Origin of the sequence: Hydrogenophaga pseudoflava (assembly GCF_031020795.1) — a bacterium.
In the GTDB taxonomy this organism is placed as follows: domain Bacteria; phylum Pseudomonadota; class Gammaproteobacteria; order Burkholderiales; family Burkholderiaceae_C; genus Hydrogenophaga; species Hydrogenophaga pseudoflava_A.
In genome coordinates, this window is sequence record NZ_JAVHJP010000006.1 from 100200 (window position 1) to 116181 (window position 15982).

Sequence of the window (15982 nt, forward strand, 5' to 3'; positions counted from 1 at the left end):
GACACCTCGAAAGCAGTGAGATGAAACACCCCGGCGGCCGCCTGCTGTTGTACGCACCCGTTCCGCTGTATTCCGGCCAGGATGGCTACCTTCTGGAAGACCAGGCCTGCAATGGTCTGCGCCTGTGGGCAGAGAACTTCGAGCAGGTGACGGTGATGCATCCGCTGGAACCGGGCGCCGCGCCGCCCAGCTGGATTCCGGTGCGATCGTCGGCCATTGACCTGGAGCGCGTGCACCTTGTCGCGCTGCCCTCCGCTTACCGGCCCGACCGCTTCTTCCGTTTTCTCCCTTCGGTGCGCCGGCAGATCGCGCAGCTGATCGACGAAGCGGACTACCTGTCGTTCTCCATTGGCGGGCTGTTTGGCGACTGGGGTTCGGTGGCGGCCCTGGAGGCGCACCGCAAGGGACGTCGTTTTGCCGTCTGGACCGACCGGGTGGAGTCCGAAGTGGTGCGGCACGAAGCCCGCGCAGCCCGCACCCGCAGGGCACGGTTGAAAGCATCGCTCTATCACCGACCGATGGCTCTGCTGGAGCGGGCCATCATCCGGCGTGCGGCCCTGGGCTTGTTCCACGGTGCCGAAACCTACGCGACCTATGCACCTTATGCGGCCCAGGCCGAGATCGTGCACGACATCCACCTGCGGGAAGAAGATCGCATTCCGCCTGACGAGCTCCGGGACAAGGTGCAGGGCGCCATGGCGGGCCCGCTGAACATCTGCTACCTCGGTCGGGCCGACGTGATGAAAGGTGCCGACGACTGGATGCAGGTGATGGCGTCACTGAAGGAGGCTGGCGTCGATTTCCGGGCCACATGGTGGGGCGATGGAGAGCGGCTGCCGGCCATGAAGGCGCAGGTGGAACGCCTGGGCCTGACGGAACAGGTGGCGCTGCCTGGCTTCATCAGGGACCGCGCAGCGATCTTGAAGGTTCTGCGTGAGGCCCAGGTCTTCGTGTTCTGCCACAAGACCCCGGAGTCGCCGCGGAATCTGATCGAGGCTCTCGTTTCTGGAACACCGCTGGTCGGCTACGACAGCCCGTTCCCGAAGGACCTGATCGCGGCCCATGGCGGAGGGTTGTTGACCCCCAAGGACGACATCGGCGCGTTGGTGTCGAGTCTGGCCGGCCTGGCGCAGGACCGGCAGCGGCTGGCGGATCTGATCGGTCGGGCCGCGCTGGACGGCCACCCGTTCAACGATGTCGCTGTTTTCAGGCACCGCAGTGAGGTGATCCGTGCCCACCTCTGATGTCGGTTGTACAGATCTCTGCGAATTGCTGCACGCGCGTGCCGCAGAGCTCGGAGATCGCACGGCCTATGTGTTCCTCGGCACCGACCTCGAAGCCGGCCAGACGCTGAGCTACGCCTCGCTGGCCTGGTCGGCCGAAGCCATTGCCCGGCAGCTCCGGGCACATGCAGTCCCCGGTGACCGGGTCCTGCTCGCATTCGACAACAGCCTGGACGCCGTGAAACTGTTCTGGGGCTGCATCGTGGCAGGAGTGATTCCGGTGCCGGCGCCCGCGCCGGACAAGGGAAATGCACGGGTCGGTGGATCGCGTCTGGTGGGAATTTGCGACGACGCGGACGTGGCACTGGCCATGACCGATGACGGCCATATCGAGTCCGGTCGCGCCCAGGCCCCGGGCCGTCCATGGCGCACGCTCAATGCCCTTCTGAACGAGGCGCAGGGGCCTGATGCGCCCACTTCGGCATCCTGTTCCCGCGATCAGGACGCCGTGGCGTACCTGCAGTACACCTCCGGGTCCACCAGCGCTCCGCGGGGTGTCGAGATCACCCACCACAACGTGCTGGCGCAGTGCCAGGCATTGATGAGTGGCGTCGACACGCACGGGAAGACGGGGCTGGTGTGGCTGCCCTGGTTCCACGACTACGGCCTGGTGCACGGCGTGCTCCAGCCGCTGTACTCGGCCGGCACCTCGTTCCTGATGTCCACCGCGCAGTTCCTGCTGCACCCCTTGAAGTGGCTGGAAGCCATTGCCCGGCATGGCGTCACCCACAGCGGCGCCCCCAACTTCGCCTACGCGGCCTGCGTGCAGGCCCTGGCGCGAGCACCCCACTGGACCGCACGGCTGGATGGATGGCGGTACGCCAGTTGCGGGGCGGAGCCGGTCCGGGCCACCACACTCGACGCGTTCGCCAATGCGTTCGCGCGGTTCGGGTTCAACCGGACGGCGTTCGCGCCGTCCTATGGGCTGGCGGAAGCGGTCCTGGCGGTCACCGTGAAGAGTGCGCCCACCCCGCTGCTCCAGCTCACGCTGGATGCACAGGCCCTGGAACGCAACGAGGTGCGGGCAGCGGCCCGGGAAGCGGCCGCCACACGCACGCTGGTGGGCTGCGGTCCGGTGCTGCCGGGGTTCCAGTTGCGCATCGTCGATCCTGACACCGGGCGACCCTGTGCTTCCGACCGCGTCGGCGAGATCTGGGTGGCCGGACCGAGCGTGGCCCGGGGCTACCGGGGGCAGGCCGATGCCTCGACCGAGCACTTCGGCGGCACCCTCGCCCCCGGGGCCGCCGACACCGCACGTTACCTGCGGACCGGCGACCTGGGGTTCATTCACGGTGGCGAGCTGTTTGTCGCAGGCCGTCGCAAGGACCTGATCATCGCGAACGGTCGCAACCTGTACCCGCAAGACCTGGAGCAGACCGCCGAGGCGGCGCACCTCCACATCCGGGTCGGTGGCGTCATCGCGGTATCGGTCGACAAGGGAGTCAAAGAGACGGTTGTGGTGCTGGTGGAGTGCAGCCGGCGCCCTTCGCCCGACGTGGTCCGGCAGCTGGTCGACGCCGTCCACCAACGGGTGTCCACCGAGCACCAGGTCGATGTGCACGACATCGTGCCCTTGCGCACCGGTACCCTGCCCCGGACTTCAAGCGGCAAGCCCCAGCGCAGCGCGGCCCGGCGCCTCTATCTGCAAGGGCGGCTGGAGCCGCTGCGGATGTCGGCGCACCCGCCGTCATCCGCAGCGCTGTCGCCAGGACAAGCGCCCGACGACGCGCTGCTGGACACCCTTGCCCTGCTCTGGTCCGACGTCCTCGGGCGCGAGGTGATCGACCACGACGCGAGCTTCTTCGACCTGGGGGGCGATTCGCTGCTGGCCACCCAGCTGGTCTCGCGCCTGCGCGCCAGACTGGGTCTGGACCTGCCCATCAGCGCCGTGTTCGAAGCCCCCACGGTGCGGGGACTCGCCGACAGGCTGCGTCAGACGCCGGCTTCGCCGAATGGCGCCCCGGTCCCTTCATCGGTGGAAGTGGCGGCTCCACCGCCCGCGGCGCGCGGCCCCGGCAGCCCGGTTGGCCTCTCGTTCTCACAGGAACGCATGTGGTTCATGCACGAGCTGGCACCGCACGGCAGTGCGTACAACATTCCGCTGGCCATGCGCCTGATGGGTCCGCTGAACGTCCCAGCCCTGCAGGGCGCCCTGGCGCGTGTGGTCGAGCGCCATGAAATCCTGCGCACACGCTTTGTCAAGACAGCCGACGGCGTGTCCGGTGAAGTGGTGGTGCCTCCCGTGGCGACCATCCAGCAGGTGCAACTGAATAGCGATGGTCGCGAGCCCCCGGAACAACGGCTGCGCCAGCATCTGGCCGAAGTCACGTGCCAGCCCTTTGTCCTGGATCAGTGTCCTCTTTTCCGGGTGCAGCTCGTCCACATGGCCGGGCAGGACGCCGTGCTGCTGATCGTGATGCACCACATCATCAGCGACCAGTGGTCGTTTGCGGAGCTGGGGCAAGAACTGGGCGTGCATTACAGCGCCCTGGTGTCCGGAACAGAAGCTTCACTGCCAGAACTCCAGGTCCAGTACGCAGACTACGCGCGCTGGCACCGGGACTGGTTTGAAACCGAGCGGCGAAGCAGCGAACTCGCGTACTGGTCGCGAAGGCTGAACGGTCTGGAGCCGCTGCCATTGAACAACGACCTGCCGCGCCCGCTGGAGCAGAGCTTCCGTGGCGCGGCGCTGCGCTTCCCTCTGGAGGGTGAGCACATCGCCGGCCTGCGCGCGCTCGGCGCGGCACACGGCGCCAGCCTGTCCATGGTGCTGATCGCGGCGCTCAATGTCCTGCTGCTCCGGCACACCGGCAAGACCGACATCGGCATCGGCGTGCCGATTGCCAACCGGCACCACCTGGCCTCCGAGAACCTCATCGGCACCTTCGTCAACACCCTGGTGTTCCGGACCGATCTGGACGGCGACCCGGACTTCCGGACGGTGCTGTCGCGCGTGCGAGAAGTCTCCCTGGAAGCCTTTGCACACCAGGACATGCCCTTCGAGGTGCTGGTGCGCGAACTGGCGGCCCGGCCGGACAGCAGCCGGCAGCCGCTGTTCAATGTGCTCTTCAACATGGTGAACACCCGGGCCCGGGACTGCCATTTCGAAGGCCTCGACTGGTCTCGGCTGGACTTCGACCGGGCGTCGACCCAGTTCGACCTCAGCTTCGTGGTCGACGTGCTGTACGACCGGGCCTTCGTCATCGAGTACGCCACCGACCTGTTCCTGCCCGACACCGTGCAGCGCATGGGCGAGCATCTGCTGCAGATCCTGCGCACCGCCGTCCAGGCACCAGGCGTCCGCGTGGCCACGATCCCGCTGCTGGGCGAGGCCGAGCGAGACCGCCTGCACCGGTGGTCGCACGGCCCTGTCGAGGCGCTGAGCGCACGCACGGTCACGGAGTGGGTGGCCAGCGGATCCCGGCAGGCGTCTCAGCGGACGGCGCTCGTGTCTGGGGATGTGCGGCTGACCCATCAGGAACTGGACGAAGCCTCCAACCGGCTGGCGAGGCTGCTGCGCCAGCGGGGCGTCGCGCGGGGGAGCCGCGTGGGCGTCTGCCTGCCCCGCAGCCACGATCTGGTGGTCGTGCTGCTGGCCATCCTGAAAGCCGGCGCGGCCTACGTGCCGCTGGACCCCGACTATCCCCGGCAACGGCTGGTTGACCAGATGCAGGACGCCGAACTGGCGCTGCTGGTGAGCCACAGTTCGGTGGTACTGGAGGAGGACCAGACCCCCCGCCTGCTGGTGGATGGGGATCTCGGGCAGATCGACGCGACCGCACACCGGCTGCAAGACGATCCCCTGCGCGATGCGCGCCCGGAAGACCCGGCGTACCTGATCTACACCTCCGGCTCCACAGGGCGGCCCAAAGGGGTCGCCGTGCCGCACCGGGCCGTGGTGAACCTGCTGGAGAGCATGGCGCGAGCGCCCGGCTGCGCCGCGCACGACCGGCTGCTGGCGGTGACCACCCCCAGCTTCGACATCGCCGTTCTGGAACTGTTCCTGCCCCTGGGCACGGGTGGCACCGTCGTGGTGGCCAGCCAGGCCGACGCCACCGATGGCCGGGCGCTGGCAGAGCTGATGGTGCGAGAGGACATCACCGTACTGCAGGCCACGCCGTCGCGCTGGCACCTGTTGCTCGAAGCCGGCTGGGCCGGGAATCCACGGCTCAAGGCACTGGTCGGCGGGGAGCCCCTGACGCCCGACCTGGCCTCGCGGCTGCTCGCCCGGTGCGGCGAGGTCTGGAACATGTACGGCCCCACCGAAACCACGGTCTGGTCCAGCTGCTGGCGGGTGTCGCCGGACGCCATCCAGGCCATCGATCTGGGGCGCCCGGTGCTCAACACCGTGATCCAGGTGCTGGACCCGCACCTGCAACCGTGCCCGATCGGGGTGCCCGGGGAAATCTGCATCGGCGGCACGGGTGTGGCGATCGGCTATCACCGCCAGGCGGCACTGACCGCCGAGCGGTTCATCGAACAACCGGAAGCCCGGGACCCGCTCGCCAGCCGCATCTACCGCACGGGAGACCGCGGGCGCTGGCGCTGCGACGGTTCGCTGGAGCATGGCGGCCGGCTCGACGACCAGATCAAGCTGCGCGGGTTCCGGGTGGAGCTCGGAGAGATCGAGGCCCGACTGCTCGGCCACAGCGCCGTCGCGCGTGCGGTGGTGGTGCTGCGCGAGGACGCGCCCGGCCAGCCCAGGCTGGTCGCCTATGTGGTTCCCAGGGGGCCTATGCCTCCCCGCGAGGAGCTTCGCGAACACCTGCGCCGCTGGCTGCCCGACCACATGGTGCCGGGCCTTTTCATGGCGCTGGACCACATCCCCGTGCTCCCCAATGGCAAGACCAATCGCCGTGCACTGCCGGCCCCTTCGGCCGATCCGTCGCATGGGCGCACGCCACCGACCCCGCCGCGCAGCCCCACCGAGACGGTCATCCTGTCGATCTGGCAGGCCGCTCTGCAGAGCGAGATGATCGGCGTGCACGACAACTTCTTCGATCTGGGCGGCCATTCGATCCTGGCCGTGGGGGTGGTCAGCCGCATCGAGTCGGCCCTGCAAAGGCCCGTGGCCCTGGCCCTGCTGTTCAAGCACCCCACGGTGGCGGACCTGGCCGATGCACTCTCGCAGGCCCAGCCGGACGACCACAAGGACGTTCCGGTGGCCGTGCTGCAGCCCCAGGGCCGTGGCCCTGGCCTGTTTTTGCTGGCGGGCGCCGAGATGTACCGGCGCCTGGCGCAGCAACTGGACGCAGAGATGCCCGTGTACGGCGTCTTCTCCCAGACCGAGATCGACCTGCTCGAACAACCGGCGGACCTGCCACCGCCGGTGGTGACCGTGGAGACGCTGGCCCGGGAGTACGAGGCGCTGATCCGCGGCATCCAGCCGCACGGCCCCTATTTCCTCGGAGGCTTTTCCATCGGCGGCCTGCTTGCGTTCGAGGTGGCGCGGCAGCTGCAGGCGGAGGGTGAAACGATCGGCCTGATCGCGCTGCTCGACTCCAAGCTGCCCGGGCAGGGCTTCCGGCATCTCATGGCGGGCGTGGCCCGACGCCTGCGCCTGCTCCGCCGCCAGGGCCTTGGGCACCTCCTGCACATCTACCGCGTGTACCGGCACCAGGCCGAACACCGCCACGAACCCGGCAGCCGGCGCATCCACACCTATGCACAGGCGATCAGGGCCCATGAAGCCGTACCCTGCGATCTGCCCGCGGTGTTCCTGCAGGCAGGAGACGACCCGTCCACTGCGCCGGCCTATGGCTGGCGTGCGCTGGTGCCCGGGCTGGCCGTCGAACGCGTTCCGGGCAAACACATGGACATCCTGGAGCCGCCCCACGTGGACGTGCTGGCCTCGGTCATGCGCCAGCACATCGCCAGGGCCCGCGGCTCCGGCACTTTACCGGTCCTCACCGGTCATACTGCGGCGCCCCATCCAACCAGTGCCTCCACCACATCATGATGCTGAAACACTCGTTGAAGTACCTGCTGGCCCTTGCGCTCACCGCCTGCGGATGGCACAAGTCGCTCGATCCGGCCGAGCTCTCGGCGCTGTACGTCCAGCCGCTGCCACCGCCGGACAAGCCGCTGCGCGTCTTTCACATCGGCCACAGCCTGGTCAACAAGGACATCCCCATGATGCTGGAGCAACTGGCCGGAAAAGGCCACGACCACCGCTCGCAGCTGGGCTGGGGCGCCTCGCTCAGGTCGCACTGGGAGCCGGACGTGCCAGTCAACGGCTTCGATGTCGAGAACGCCCACCCCCGCTTTCAGGATGCGCACCAGGCGGTCAACAGCGGCCAGTTCGATGTGGTGGTCCTGACGGAGTCGGTGGAGATCAAGGATGCGATCAAGCACCACAACAGTCCCGAGTACATCCGCCAGTGGACGCGGGCGGCAAGAACGGCCAACCCCAAGACCCGGGTCTATCTCTACGAGTTGTGGCACGAGCTGGACGACCCCAAGGGCTGGCTCGAGCGGCTCGACGAAGACCTGGGGCGCTACTGGGAGGGTGTTCTGCTGGCGAGGGGACTGGCGCACGGCGACACCGGCGGGCCGGTGTATGTCATCCCTGCCGGCCAGGTGATGGCCCGTCTGGTGAGGGAGGTGGAAGCCCGCGGCGGCGTCGACCGTCTGCGATCACGCGAGGACCTGTTCTACCTCAGTGACAAGGGTGAACGCGACATGATCCATCTGAGTGCGCTCGGGAACTACCTGGTCGCCCTCACCCACTACGCGGTTCTCTATCACCGCCCCCCTCCGGCGGAGCCCCAGTCCATCCGGCTGGTCGACGGGACACAGTTGCCCACCATCTCGCCGGAGCTGGCCAAGCTGATGAGCGAAGTGATCTGGTCGGTGGTGACCACCTACCCCAAGACCGGCGTGGCACAGCGCCCCGGCTGAAGCCGGTGCGGTTGTGACGCAGCCGCCCGTGGTGGACGGCCTGCGCACGCCACGCCCGGCATTGAACGCTGTTGAAACCGATACATTTGTGCCATGGCATTCACCAAGCGATCTCACCGATCCATTCTCAAACGCCGAGGGAGCATTTCCACGGCGGTGCAGGCCGTGGTGGACCTGGTGGCCGTGATGGCGCTGTCCCTGCTGCTGATCCAGAAGCAGATTGGCGCCCTCACCCCTCCGTATACGGTGATGCTGCTCATCCTGGGCATGGGCATGGTGTTCGCCTACAACCGGTTTGGTGTCTACCGCAGCAACAGCAGCTTCACGCGCAAGGCGCTGACTCTCTTCAAGGCCTGGTCGCTGGCATTCGGTTTCCTCCTGGTGGTCGGTTTTGTGACCAAGCAGACCGAGGTGTTTTCCCGCCTGCTGTTGGGTCAGCTGTTCCTGGGCGGTTACCTGCTGCAGGTGTTGCTGCAGTACCTCAGCCGCGAGATCCAGATCCGGGTCATGGTGCACGCCGTGCCCGCCGAAAACGTGCTGATCGTCGGAACGGGCAAACTCGCCAGCTACCTGCAAAACAAGATCTCGGGCAATCCGTGGCTCAACCAGAAGGTGGTGGGCTGTCTGGAGCTGCCCTCTGCGGCACAGAACAGCCCCGCCAGGGCAGGCGCCACGCTGTACGAGAGCTCTGATTTCGCATCCCTGAAGGAACTCAAGGTCATCGGACCGTTGGACCAGATGCAGTCCATCATCGAGAGCCATGACGTGCGTACGGTGTACTTCGCCATTCCTCTGGGCGAGTCCGACCTGATCGAAGACCTGTATTTCCAGCTGCTGGACCGCCATGTGGCGGTGCACTGGGTGCCGGACATCTTCTCGCTGCTGCTGGTCAACCACAGCGTCCGAGAAATCGCAGGGCTGCCCGTGCTGACCTTGTCGGAAACCCCGCTGACGGGCACCCGCCTCCTGTTCAAGGCCCTGGAAGACCGTGTGCTCGGCCTGCTCATCCTGGTGCTGATTTCGCCAGTGCTGCTGATCATCGCCGCAGCCATCAAGCTGGACAGCCGGGGGCCGGTGTTCTTCCGGCAGGCCCGCAAGGGCTGGAGTGGACGTGTGTTCCACATCTGGAAGTTCCGCAGCATGTACGTGCACCAACCCGAGGCCGGCGTGATCCGGCAGGCCACCCGCAACGACCCCCGGGTCACGCGGGTGGGCGCCTTCCTCCGCAGAACCAGCCTGGACGAGTTGCCCCAGATCTTCAACGTGCTGAGGGGCGAGATGTCTCTCGTGGGGCCCAGACCGCACGCGGTCCAGCACGATGAGCTGTACTCCAAGGGCATCAACGCCTATTTCGCCCGGCACAACATCAAGCCCGGCATCACCGGACTGGCCCAGGTGCGGGGTCTCCGGGGCGAGACCAGCGAGATCGAACGCATGCAGGAACGCATCGAGGCGGACATCGAGTACATCAACAACTGGTCCCTGTGGCTCGACATCTCCATCCTGCTGCGCACCCTGGGCGCTCTGACGGGCAAGAATGCGTACTGATACTGACATTGCAAGGCCGGTGGAAGGCGCCCAGACCTTCTGGAACTACGAACCCAGCCAGCCACGGCCGCGCATCGTGGTCGCGCGCTGGCGGGCCCGCCGGACCCGCCAAGCCCCCCCCGCCTGGACGGCGCTGCGCCCGGTGAGCGAATCCGGCCGCTGGCTCATGTACTTCCTGTACGCACCCCAGGGTCAGCTCTCGACCCAGCACCGGTTCACGCTCCGGCGTCTCGCGGCCGAGAAGGCCTCGGTGATGATCGTGTGTGCGTGCCCTCTTGGACACCCGGTGCTCGAGGAGTTGGAGCGGTACTGCGATGCGCTGTACTGGAAAGGGACCGATGGCTTCGACTTCTCGGCCTATGCCATCTGTCTGAGCGAGCTGGCGCAGCGGGCCCCCGGCTCCGACGTGCTGATGTTCAACGACTCCACGCTCGGCCCCTTTTCTCCGCTGACTCCCTTCGTCGAACAGTCGCCCTGGCGGGTCGCAGGCCTGAGCGCCAACGCACTGGAGGAGAACCACCTCCAGTCCTTTGCCCTTATCGCCCGGCAGGTCGACGCGGAGCTGCTGCGGGTGATTGCACCAGTGGTCTCCTGCGAGTGGGCCTACAACTCCTCCGAATCGGTCATCCTGCTGCAGGAGACCCTGCTGGCCCGGGTGGCCAGCCCCCACGTGAGCGTGGGCGCGTACTGGTACACCGACGGCTCGCGGCATCAGGACCTGTGCCTGAACTGCCCCGAACAGATGATCGACGCCGGCTTTCCCCTGCTCAAGCGGTCCCTGTTCGGCAAGTTCGTGGGCCGCTTTCAGAGCATCGCGTCCATGCAGTCGCTGCTGCACCGGCTGGATCATCCGGCCGTGATGGGCTTTTCGCCCCGAACAGCCTGAGCATCGCCTGCCCGGCGCGCATTCACGCCGTCACGCCACCGCAGGGGTCCTGCCTCACGCGGTCCAGCCCCGGGTGCAGACCGCTCATCCGCCAGGCCAGGCGCGCTTCCGAGAAGCGCCCGAGCCGGTCCTGGGCATGTTGCGCGTTCATGTTGAAGCGCTGCAGCAGGTAAGGCTCGTCCCCAGGCAGATTGCTGCCCCAGCGGGTGGTGACGGCCGCCCGGTAGCCTGCAATGCGCGCCTGCGCCACGCACCGCGCATCCGCAGATCCGTTCGGATAACAGAAGGTGGTGACCGGCGTGCCGAGCGCCGCCTCGAGTTTCTGCCGCGAACCGGCAATCTCGACCCGCAGTTCATCGTCCGAGCACTGCGGCAGCAGCGCGTGGGAGTGGGAGTGGCTGCCGATCTCGTGACCGCGTGCCACCAGGTCCTTCATCTGTCCGATGCTCATGAACCCGTCCCAGCGGTGCCGCTCCGGTGGCGGCAACAGGCTTCTGGCACGCCGCATCCAGTCCTCGCGCTGGGCGGGGTTCCACCGTTTCGTCTGCTCGAGCGCAGCTTCCACGGCGGCATGGGGTGTCACGCGGCCAAGATCCACACCCGGCTGCAGCTCGGCCAGCAAGCCGAGCGCGCCTTGGCGCCCCGATGTCCGCAGGCCCGCAGTCTCGTGCACGAACTGGGAAACCAGCCAGGCGACCGAGCCCGCCATGGCGTCGTGCCACAGCGGCGTGGCGTCCTCCAGCACCTGGCTGGGGACATAGAAGCTCGCGGTGACGCTGTTCTTTTCGAGGACAGGCAGCGCATTCTCGTAGTTGTCGAGCTGGCCATCGTCGAAGGTGATTGCCAGCAGCGGTCGACCGGGGACATGGCCGCCCGCCCAGAGATCCAGAGCGGTGTGGAGCGACATGCACCGGAAATGACGGGTCAGGAACCGCAGGTGATCGTCCAGCTCCTCCGGCGTGACCGCCAGTCCCGGCAAAGGATAGAGCCGCCGCTGCGACTCCGTCAGCACGCGATGGAAGGTGACGATCGAGAGCCGTTGCCTCAGCCGGTTCTCGGGCGCAGTCAACCGGGCCAGTGACAGGACCTCACCGCAGACATCCCGAACCAGAGCCTTGAGGCCCGTCAGCCCACCCATGCCACTTCCTGGTTGTGTGTGATCATGCCGGCGCTCCAGAGAGTGGTGCAAAGGTCTGCCGGAGTTGTTGCGCCGACCGGTCCACATCGTGCCGTTCCAGCGCCCGGGCCCGCGCCCGTTCGCCCATGGCCTGAAGCTGCGGCGCGTCTGCTTCGAGGCACCGGCGCATGGCCTGCGCCAGCTCCATGGCGTTGCCCGGCGCCACGACCCAACCGTCCTGCCCGTCGCGCACCAGTTCGGGCACACCGGCGACGCGCGTGGCGATCACGGGCCTGGAACAGGCCATGGCCTCCATCAGCACCACCGGCAAGCCTTCCGCAAAGCTGCTGAGCACCAGCGCGCGCGAGGCCTCGATCTCCTTGCGAACGTCGGCGCCGGAAATCCAGCCCGTGATGCGGACACGGTCCGCGACGCCGCGCTGCTCGCAGTGGCGTTCGATGGCTGGCCGCAACTCGCCGTCACCCGCCAGCACCAGCTCGGCGTCCACCCCCTGGCGGCGCAACTCGCCGAGCGCGTCGATCAGGACGAACTGACCTTTCTCCGAACTCAGCCGCCCAACGCAGACGAAGCGCCGCACCTCATTGAACGGCCGACCAGGAGGCACGCGGTAGCTCTCATCCAGCCCGCAGTGCACCACCGACACCTTCTCCCAGTGAACAGGCTCCACCCAGCGGCACATCTGGCTGCGCATGTACTCGCTGACCGCCACCACGCGCGCGGCGCGGCGGACCTTCTCCGGAATGCCGATGAACTGGGCCGCGTCCGTTTCCACCGTGCCGTGCGCGGTGAAGCTGTAGGTGCCTCCATGGATCTGCGCCGCCAGCATCGCCACTGCGGCCGGATTCGAGCCGAAATGCGCATGCAGGTGCGCCACCTTCTCCTCCTCCATCCAGTTGGCGACGATGCAGGCTTCGACCAGATAGGCCACGTGGTGCAGCAGGCTTCGCTCGGCGCGGCGGGACAGCCTCCATGCAGACCGCGCCGCGCCGAAAAAGGCGCTCGGATGTTGGACCATGGCGCGCACCACATGGGCGAGTGTGGCCATGGCGCCCGCACCCAGCACATACCGCGTGCGATGGCGTTCCTCGACATCGGCCGAGTCGGGACTTCCGTCGGAGGGCCCGCGAATCGCATAACGCAGCACCTCGACGCCCAACCGCTCCAGCGCTGCGATTTCCCTGCGAATGAAGCTGTGGCTGACTTTGGGGTATTCGCTGATGAGGTAGGCCACCCTCATGGCACAGACTCCACGGAAAGGCCATGTCGACGGGCCCACACGGCCAGCGCATACAGGCACCAGATGCGGGTCCAGTAGAGGCCCGGGGCGCCCGCCTGATACGCCTGCCAGAGCTCGGCCACGACGCTCGGCGACAGGCCCACGCTGGCCATCAGGTCCCGGTCCGTGAGCACCGCGCCCACCTCCGAGCCCAGCGCGCCGAGCAGCCAATGGTCGTAGGGCAGCTCGAAGCCCGACTTGGGCCGGTCGAACAAGGTCGGGTCCAGCCCCTGAAGCCCCGCGCTGCGCAGCATCGACTTGGAGCGCACGGGGTGGAACCGGATGTCGTCCGGCAAGGCCGCCACCGCTTCCAGCAACTGCTGATCGACCAGCGGCAGGCGGGTCTCGATGGAGGCGGCCATGCTGGTGGAGTCGGCATCGCGCAGCAGCCGCTCGCCCAGGAACAGCCGCTGTTCCAGCACCGCAATGGACGACAGATCGCTGCGGCCCGCGACCTCGGCGCGCAGCGCGGCGACCACCTCGGGCGTCAGCCCCATGTAGTCCGCCGCCAGGCCTTGCGCCGCCGTACCCAGCAGGCTCCGGTGGGTCTCGGGCAGAAACAGCGCATAGGCACACTGGTACAGCGCCAGCTGGTCGTCCCTGGCCGACACCATGGCAGGCAGCTTGGCCCAGCGGGTCTGCGGCCGGAACGCACCACCTTCCGGCGCCTTCCAGCGCGCGATGGCCCGTGCCCCGACCTGGCGCAGTCCATCCGGGACAAAACCCAGGCGACGCGACCATGCCGCCATAGCTGGCAGGTCGCGAAACGAGGTATAGCCGCCGAAAAGCTCGTCGCCGCCGCTGCCCACCAGCGCCACCTTGAAGCCGGCCTGCGCAACCGCCTGCGACATGAAGAACGAATTCAGACCGTCAAAGCTGGGTTGGTCCAGGCTGCCCATGGCCTCGTCCAGCCGGCCGAGAAAGCCCTCCTGCCGCAGAACGATCTCGTGGTGCTGCGTCCCGATGGCCTTGGAGACCGCGCGCGCGATATCCCCCTCGTTGCGTTCCTGTTCGGCAAAGGCGAGCGTGAAGGAGTGGACCGGATCGCGGGACACGCGCTTGGCCACGTTGGCGATGGCGGATGAGTCGACCCCGCCCGACAGAAAAACGCCGAGCGGCACATCGGACGCCAGGTGGCGGCGCACACTGTCTTCAAGCGCCATCGCCACGTCCTGGTCGGTCGAAGAGCCGCTGGGGGGAAGCGCCGCCTGGGTCCAGTAGCGCTTGCGCCGCAATTCGCGACCGTCCTGCGCATAGACCCTCATTTCGCCCGGCCAGAGCGACTCGATGCCCTCGACGATGGTTTCCGGCGCCACCGTGAACCCGTTCCAGACCATGCTGGCCACGGCAGAGCGGCGCAGTCGGGGCTGGCGCAGCAGACCGGAGCGCAGCAGTGCACGCACCTCGGATGCGAACGCAAAGGTCCAGTCGCCCGACGCATCGGGATTGCGCATGAAGTACAGCGGCTTGATGCCCAGCGCGTCGCGCGCCAGCAGCAGCTCGCTGCGGCGCGGGTCCCACACGGCCAGCGCAAACATGCCGCGAAGCTCCTGCACTGCGTCGAATCCGTGCATGCTGATAAGCCGGAGCATGGCCGCCGTGTCACCGCTCGACCAGAGGGTCTGGCCCTGGCTGCCCAATGCCCGGCGGATGTCGATGTAGTTGTAGATCTCGCCGTTGAGCACGGTGACGTCGCCACGCTCCGGGTCGGTCATCGGCTGGGAGGCTGCGGAGGTGAGGTCGAGGATCGACAGCCGCCGATGCCCCAGCATGACACCCCGGCCGCGGGCGTCCGCCGGCCCCATCCAGATGCCGTCGCCGTCCGGTCCCCGATGCGCCATGGCATCCGTCATGCGTTGCAGCGCGAGGCGGTTGGCCTCTCCAACACGACCAACGATTCCAGCCAGGCCGCACATCAGGCACGCCCCGTCAGATCGCGCACGGCGCGGGCTTTGCCCACCACCAGCGCGCGCAGCTGGTAGGCGCGCAGGAAGCGCCGAAATTCCGGGTTGTCGTAGCGGGGCTTGCGCTGCAAGGCCGCCTTCAGCCAGCCCCACAACATGGCGGCGCTGCCCAGCACATAGGGCTTCTGATTGACGCGCGACAGCGCACTCGCGGCCATGAACAGGAAGCCGGTCCCCATGAAGTACTGGCCGTAGCCGTGGCGCATGCGACCGGTGTAGATGCTGTCCTGGCTGGAGCCCATGGGCCGCAGGTGCACGAACCGCAGCTCGGGGTCGTCCCAGCTGCAGGCCACCCAGCCCTTCATGCGGCACTGGTGGCAATCAATGCCATCCCACATCACTTCGCGCACAAACCCGCCGATCGCCTCGAAACAGCTGACCCGGTAGAACTTGGTCATGCCCAGCGACGTTTCATCGCCATGGCGCTCGGCGATCAGCTCTCCGCCCTCTTCCAGATACGCCTTGCCACTGCAGGTGGCGATCCGCGGGTCGTCCGACATGCGCTTCATCAATATCTCGAAATACCGGGGCGGCAACCGCAGGTCCAGATCGAGTTTGCAAACAAACTCGTAGTCCTGCGGATGGATCGCCGCGTAGCCGGAATAGAAAGCATCCACGACGCCCGGCCCCACGGCGCGATGACCGCGGTCCTGGCGGGTGACGATCTGGATCCAGTCGTGGCGGGCAGCGTACTCGGCCAGTATCTGCGGGGTGGCATCGGTAGACCCATCGTCCACGATGACCCACTTTGCGGGCCGCACCGACTGGCCGACCACCGTGTCCAGCGTCTGGCGCATGTACTGCGCCTCGTTGCGGCACGGCGAGATCAAAACATAGCGCTGTGTCATATGTCGCTTGGGTACGTCTGGGAGGGGGTCCCGCAACTGAGTCGGCAGTATTCAGCTGGGCTCTGGAACGGATGGTACACGCAACAATTTGTACCTGTTCCAGCGCGCACACTCGTCAGACGAACCGCCGGGGATGAGA

Annotated in this window: 9 protein-coding genes; 5 read left to right on the forward strand and 4 right to left on the reverse strand. The window is 67.3% G+C overall.

Going from position 1 to position 15982, the window contains the following annotated elements; genetic code table 11:
- Window positions 1–20: 20 nt before the first annotated feature.
- The 5 genes from RCO38_RS18815 (at window position 21) to RCO38_RS18835 (ending at window position 10617) form a co-directional block, all read left to right on the forward strand.
- The gene (locus RCO38_RS18815; RefSeq protein ID WP_308329962.1) at window positions 21–1244 is read left to right on the forward strand and encodes a glycosyltransferase; all 1224 of its coding nucleotides are present in this window, start codon (window positions 21–23) and stop codon (window positions 1242–1244) included.
- A complete protein-coding gene (locus tag RCO38_RS18820; RefSeq protein ID WP_308329963.1) occupies window positions 1231–7242 on the forward strand; it encodes a non-ribosomal peptide synthetase in 6012 nt (2003 codons plus the stop codon). Before RCO38_RS18815 ends, RCO38_RS18820 begins: the two co-directional genes overlap by 14 nt.
- Window positions 7239–8183: a hypothetical protein gene (locus tag RCO38_RS18825; RefSeq protein ID WP_308329964.1), complete on the forward strand. Its 945-nt coding sequence runs from the start codon at window positions 7239–7241 to the stop codon at window positions 8181–8183. Before RCO38_RS18820 ends, RCO38_RS18825 begins: the two co-directional genes overlap by 4 nt.
- A 93-nt stretch (window positions 8184–8276) precedes the next feature.
- Window positions 8277–9731 (forward strand): undecaprenyl-phosphate glucose phosphotransferase, encoded by a 1455-nt coding sequence (locus tag RCO38_RS18830; RefSeq protein WP_308329965.1) that lies wholly within the window; start codon window positions 8277–8279, stop codon window positions 9729–9731.
- Window positions 9721–10617, forward strand: coding sequence for a hypothetical protein (locus RCO38_RS18835; RefSeq protein WP_308329966.1), 897 nt, complete (start codon window positions 9721–9723; stop codon window positions 10615–10617). The genes RCO38_RS18830 and RCO38_RS18835 overlap by 11 nt, the downstream gene beginning before the upstream one ends.
- Before the next feature lie 22 nt (window positions 10618–10639).
- On the opposite strand, the gene RCO38_RS18840 is transcribed toward RCO38_RS18835, so the two are convergent.
- The 4 genes from RCO38_RS18840 to RCO38_RS18855 are packed head-to-tail and all read right to left on the reverse strand — an operon-like array spanning window position 10640 to window position 15843.
- On the reverse strand, window positions 10640–11755 hold the full coding sequence (locus RCO38_RS18840; protein ID WP_308329967.1) for a polysaccharide deacetylase family protein: 1116 nt from the start codon (window positions 11753–11755) through the stop codon (window positions 10640–10642).
- 22 nt (window positions 11756–11777) lie between these two features.
- Window positions 11778–12992 (reverse strand): glycosyltransferase family 4 protein, encoded by a 1215-nt coding sequence (locus RCO38_RS18845; protein WP_308329968.1) that lies wholly within the window; start codon window positions 12990–12992, stop codon window positions 11778–11780.
- Window positions 12989–14947, reverse strand: coding sequence for an asparagine synthase (glutamine-hydrolyzing) (gene asnB, locus RCO38_RS18850; RefSeq protein WP_308329969.1), 1959 nt, complete (start codon window positions 14945–14947; stop codon window positions 12989–12991). The genes RCO38_RS18845 and asnB overlap by 4 nt, the downstream gene beginning before the upstream one ends.
- A complete protein-coding gene (locus tag RCO38_RS18855) occupies window positions 14947–15843 on the reverse strand; it encodes a glycosyltransferase family 2 protein (protein WP_308329970.1) in 897 nt (298 codons plus the stop codon). The genes asnB and RCO38_RS18855 overlap by 1 nt, the downstream gene beginning before the upstream one ends.
- Window positions 15844–15982: the final 139 nt, after the last annotated feature.

Excerpts from the sequence above, each read along its gene's own strand:
- RCO38_RS18830 (WP_308329965.1), top strand. The coding sequence starts at position 8,277 with ATGGCATTCACCAAGCGATCTCACCGATCCATTCTCAAACGCCGAGGG.
- RCO38_RS18825 (WP_308329964.1), top strand. The coding sequence starts at position 7,239 with ATGATGCTGAAACACTCGTTGAAGTACCTGCTGGCCCTTGCGCTCACC.
- RCO38_RS18855 (WP_308329970.1), bottom strand. The coding sequence starts at position 15,843 with ATGACACAGCGCTATGTTTTGATCTCGCCGTGCCGCAACGAGGCGCAG.
- RCO38_RS18815 (WP_308329962.1), top strand. The coding sequence starts at position 21 with ATGAAACACCCCGGCGGCCGCCTGCTGTTGTACGCACCCGTTCCGCTG.
- RCO38_RS18835 (WP_308329966.1), top strand. The coding sequence starts at position 9,721 with ATGCGTACTGATACTGACATTGCAAGGCCGGTGGAAGGCGCCCAGACC.
- asnB (WP_308329969.1), bottom strand. The coding sequence starts at position 14,947 with ATGTGCGGCCTGGCTGGAATCGTTGGTCGTGTTGGAGAGGCCAACCGC.
- RCO38_RS18845 (WP_308329968.1), bottom strand. The coding sequence starts at position 12,992 with ATGAGGGTGGCCTACCTCATCAGCGAATACCCCAAAGTCAGCCACAGC.
- RCO38_RS18840 (WP_308329967.1), bottom strand. The coding sequence starts at position 11,755 with ATGGGTGGGCTGACGGGCCTCAAGGCTCTGGTTCGGGATGTCTGCGGT.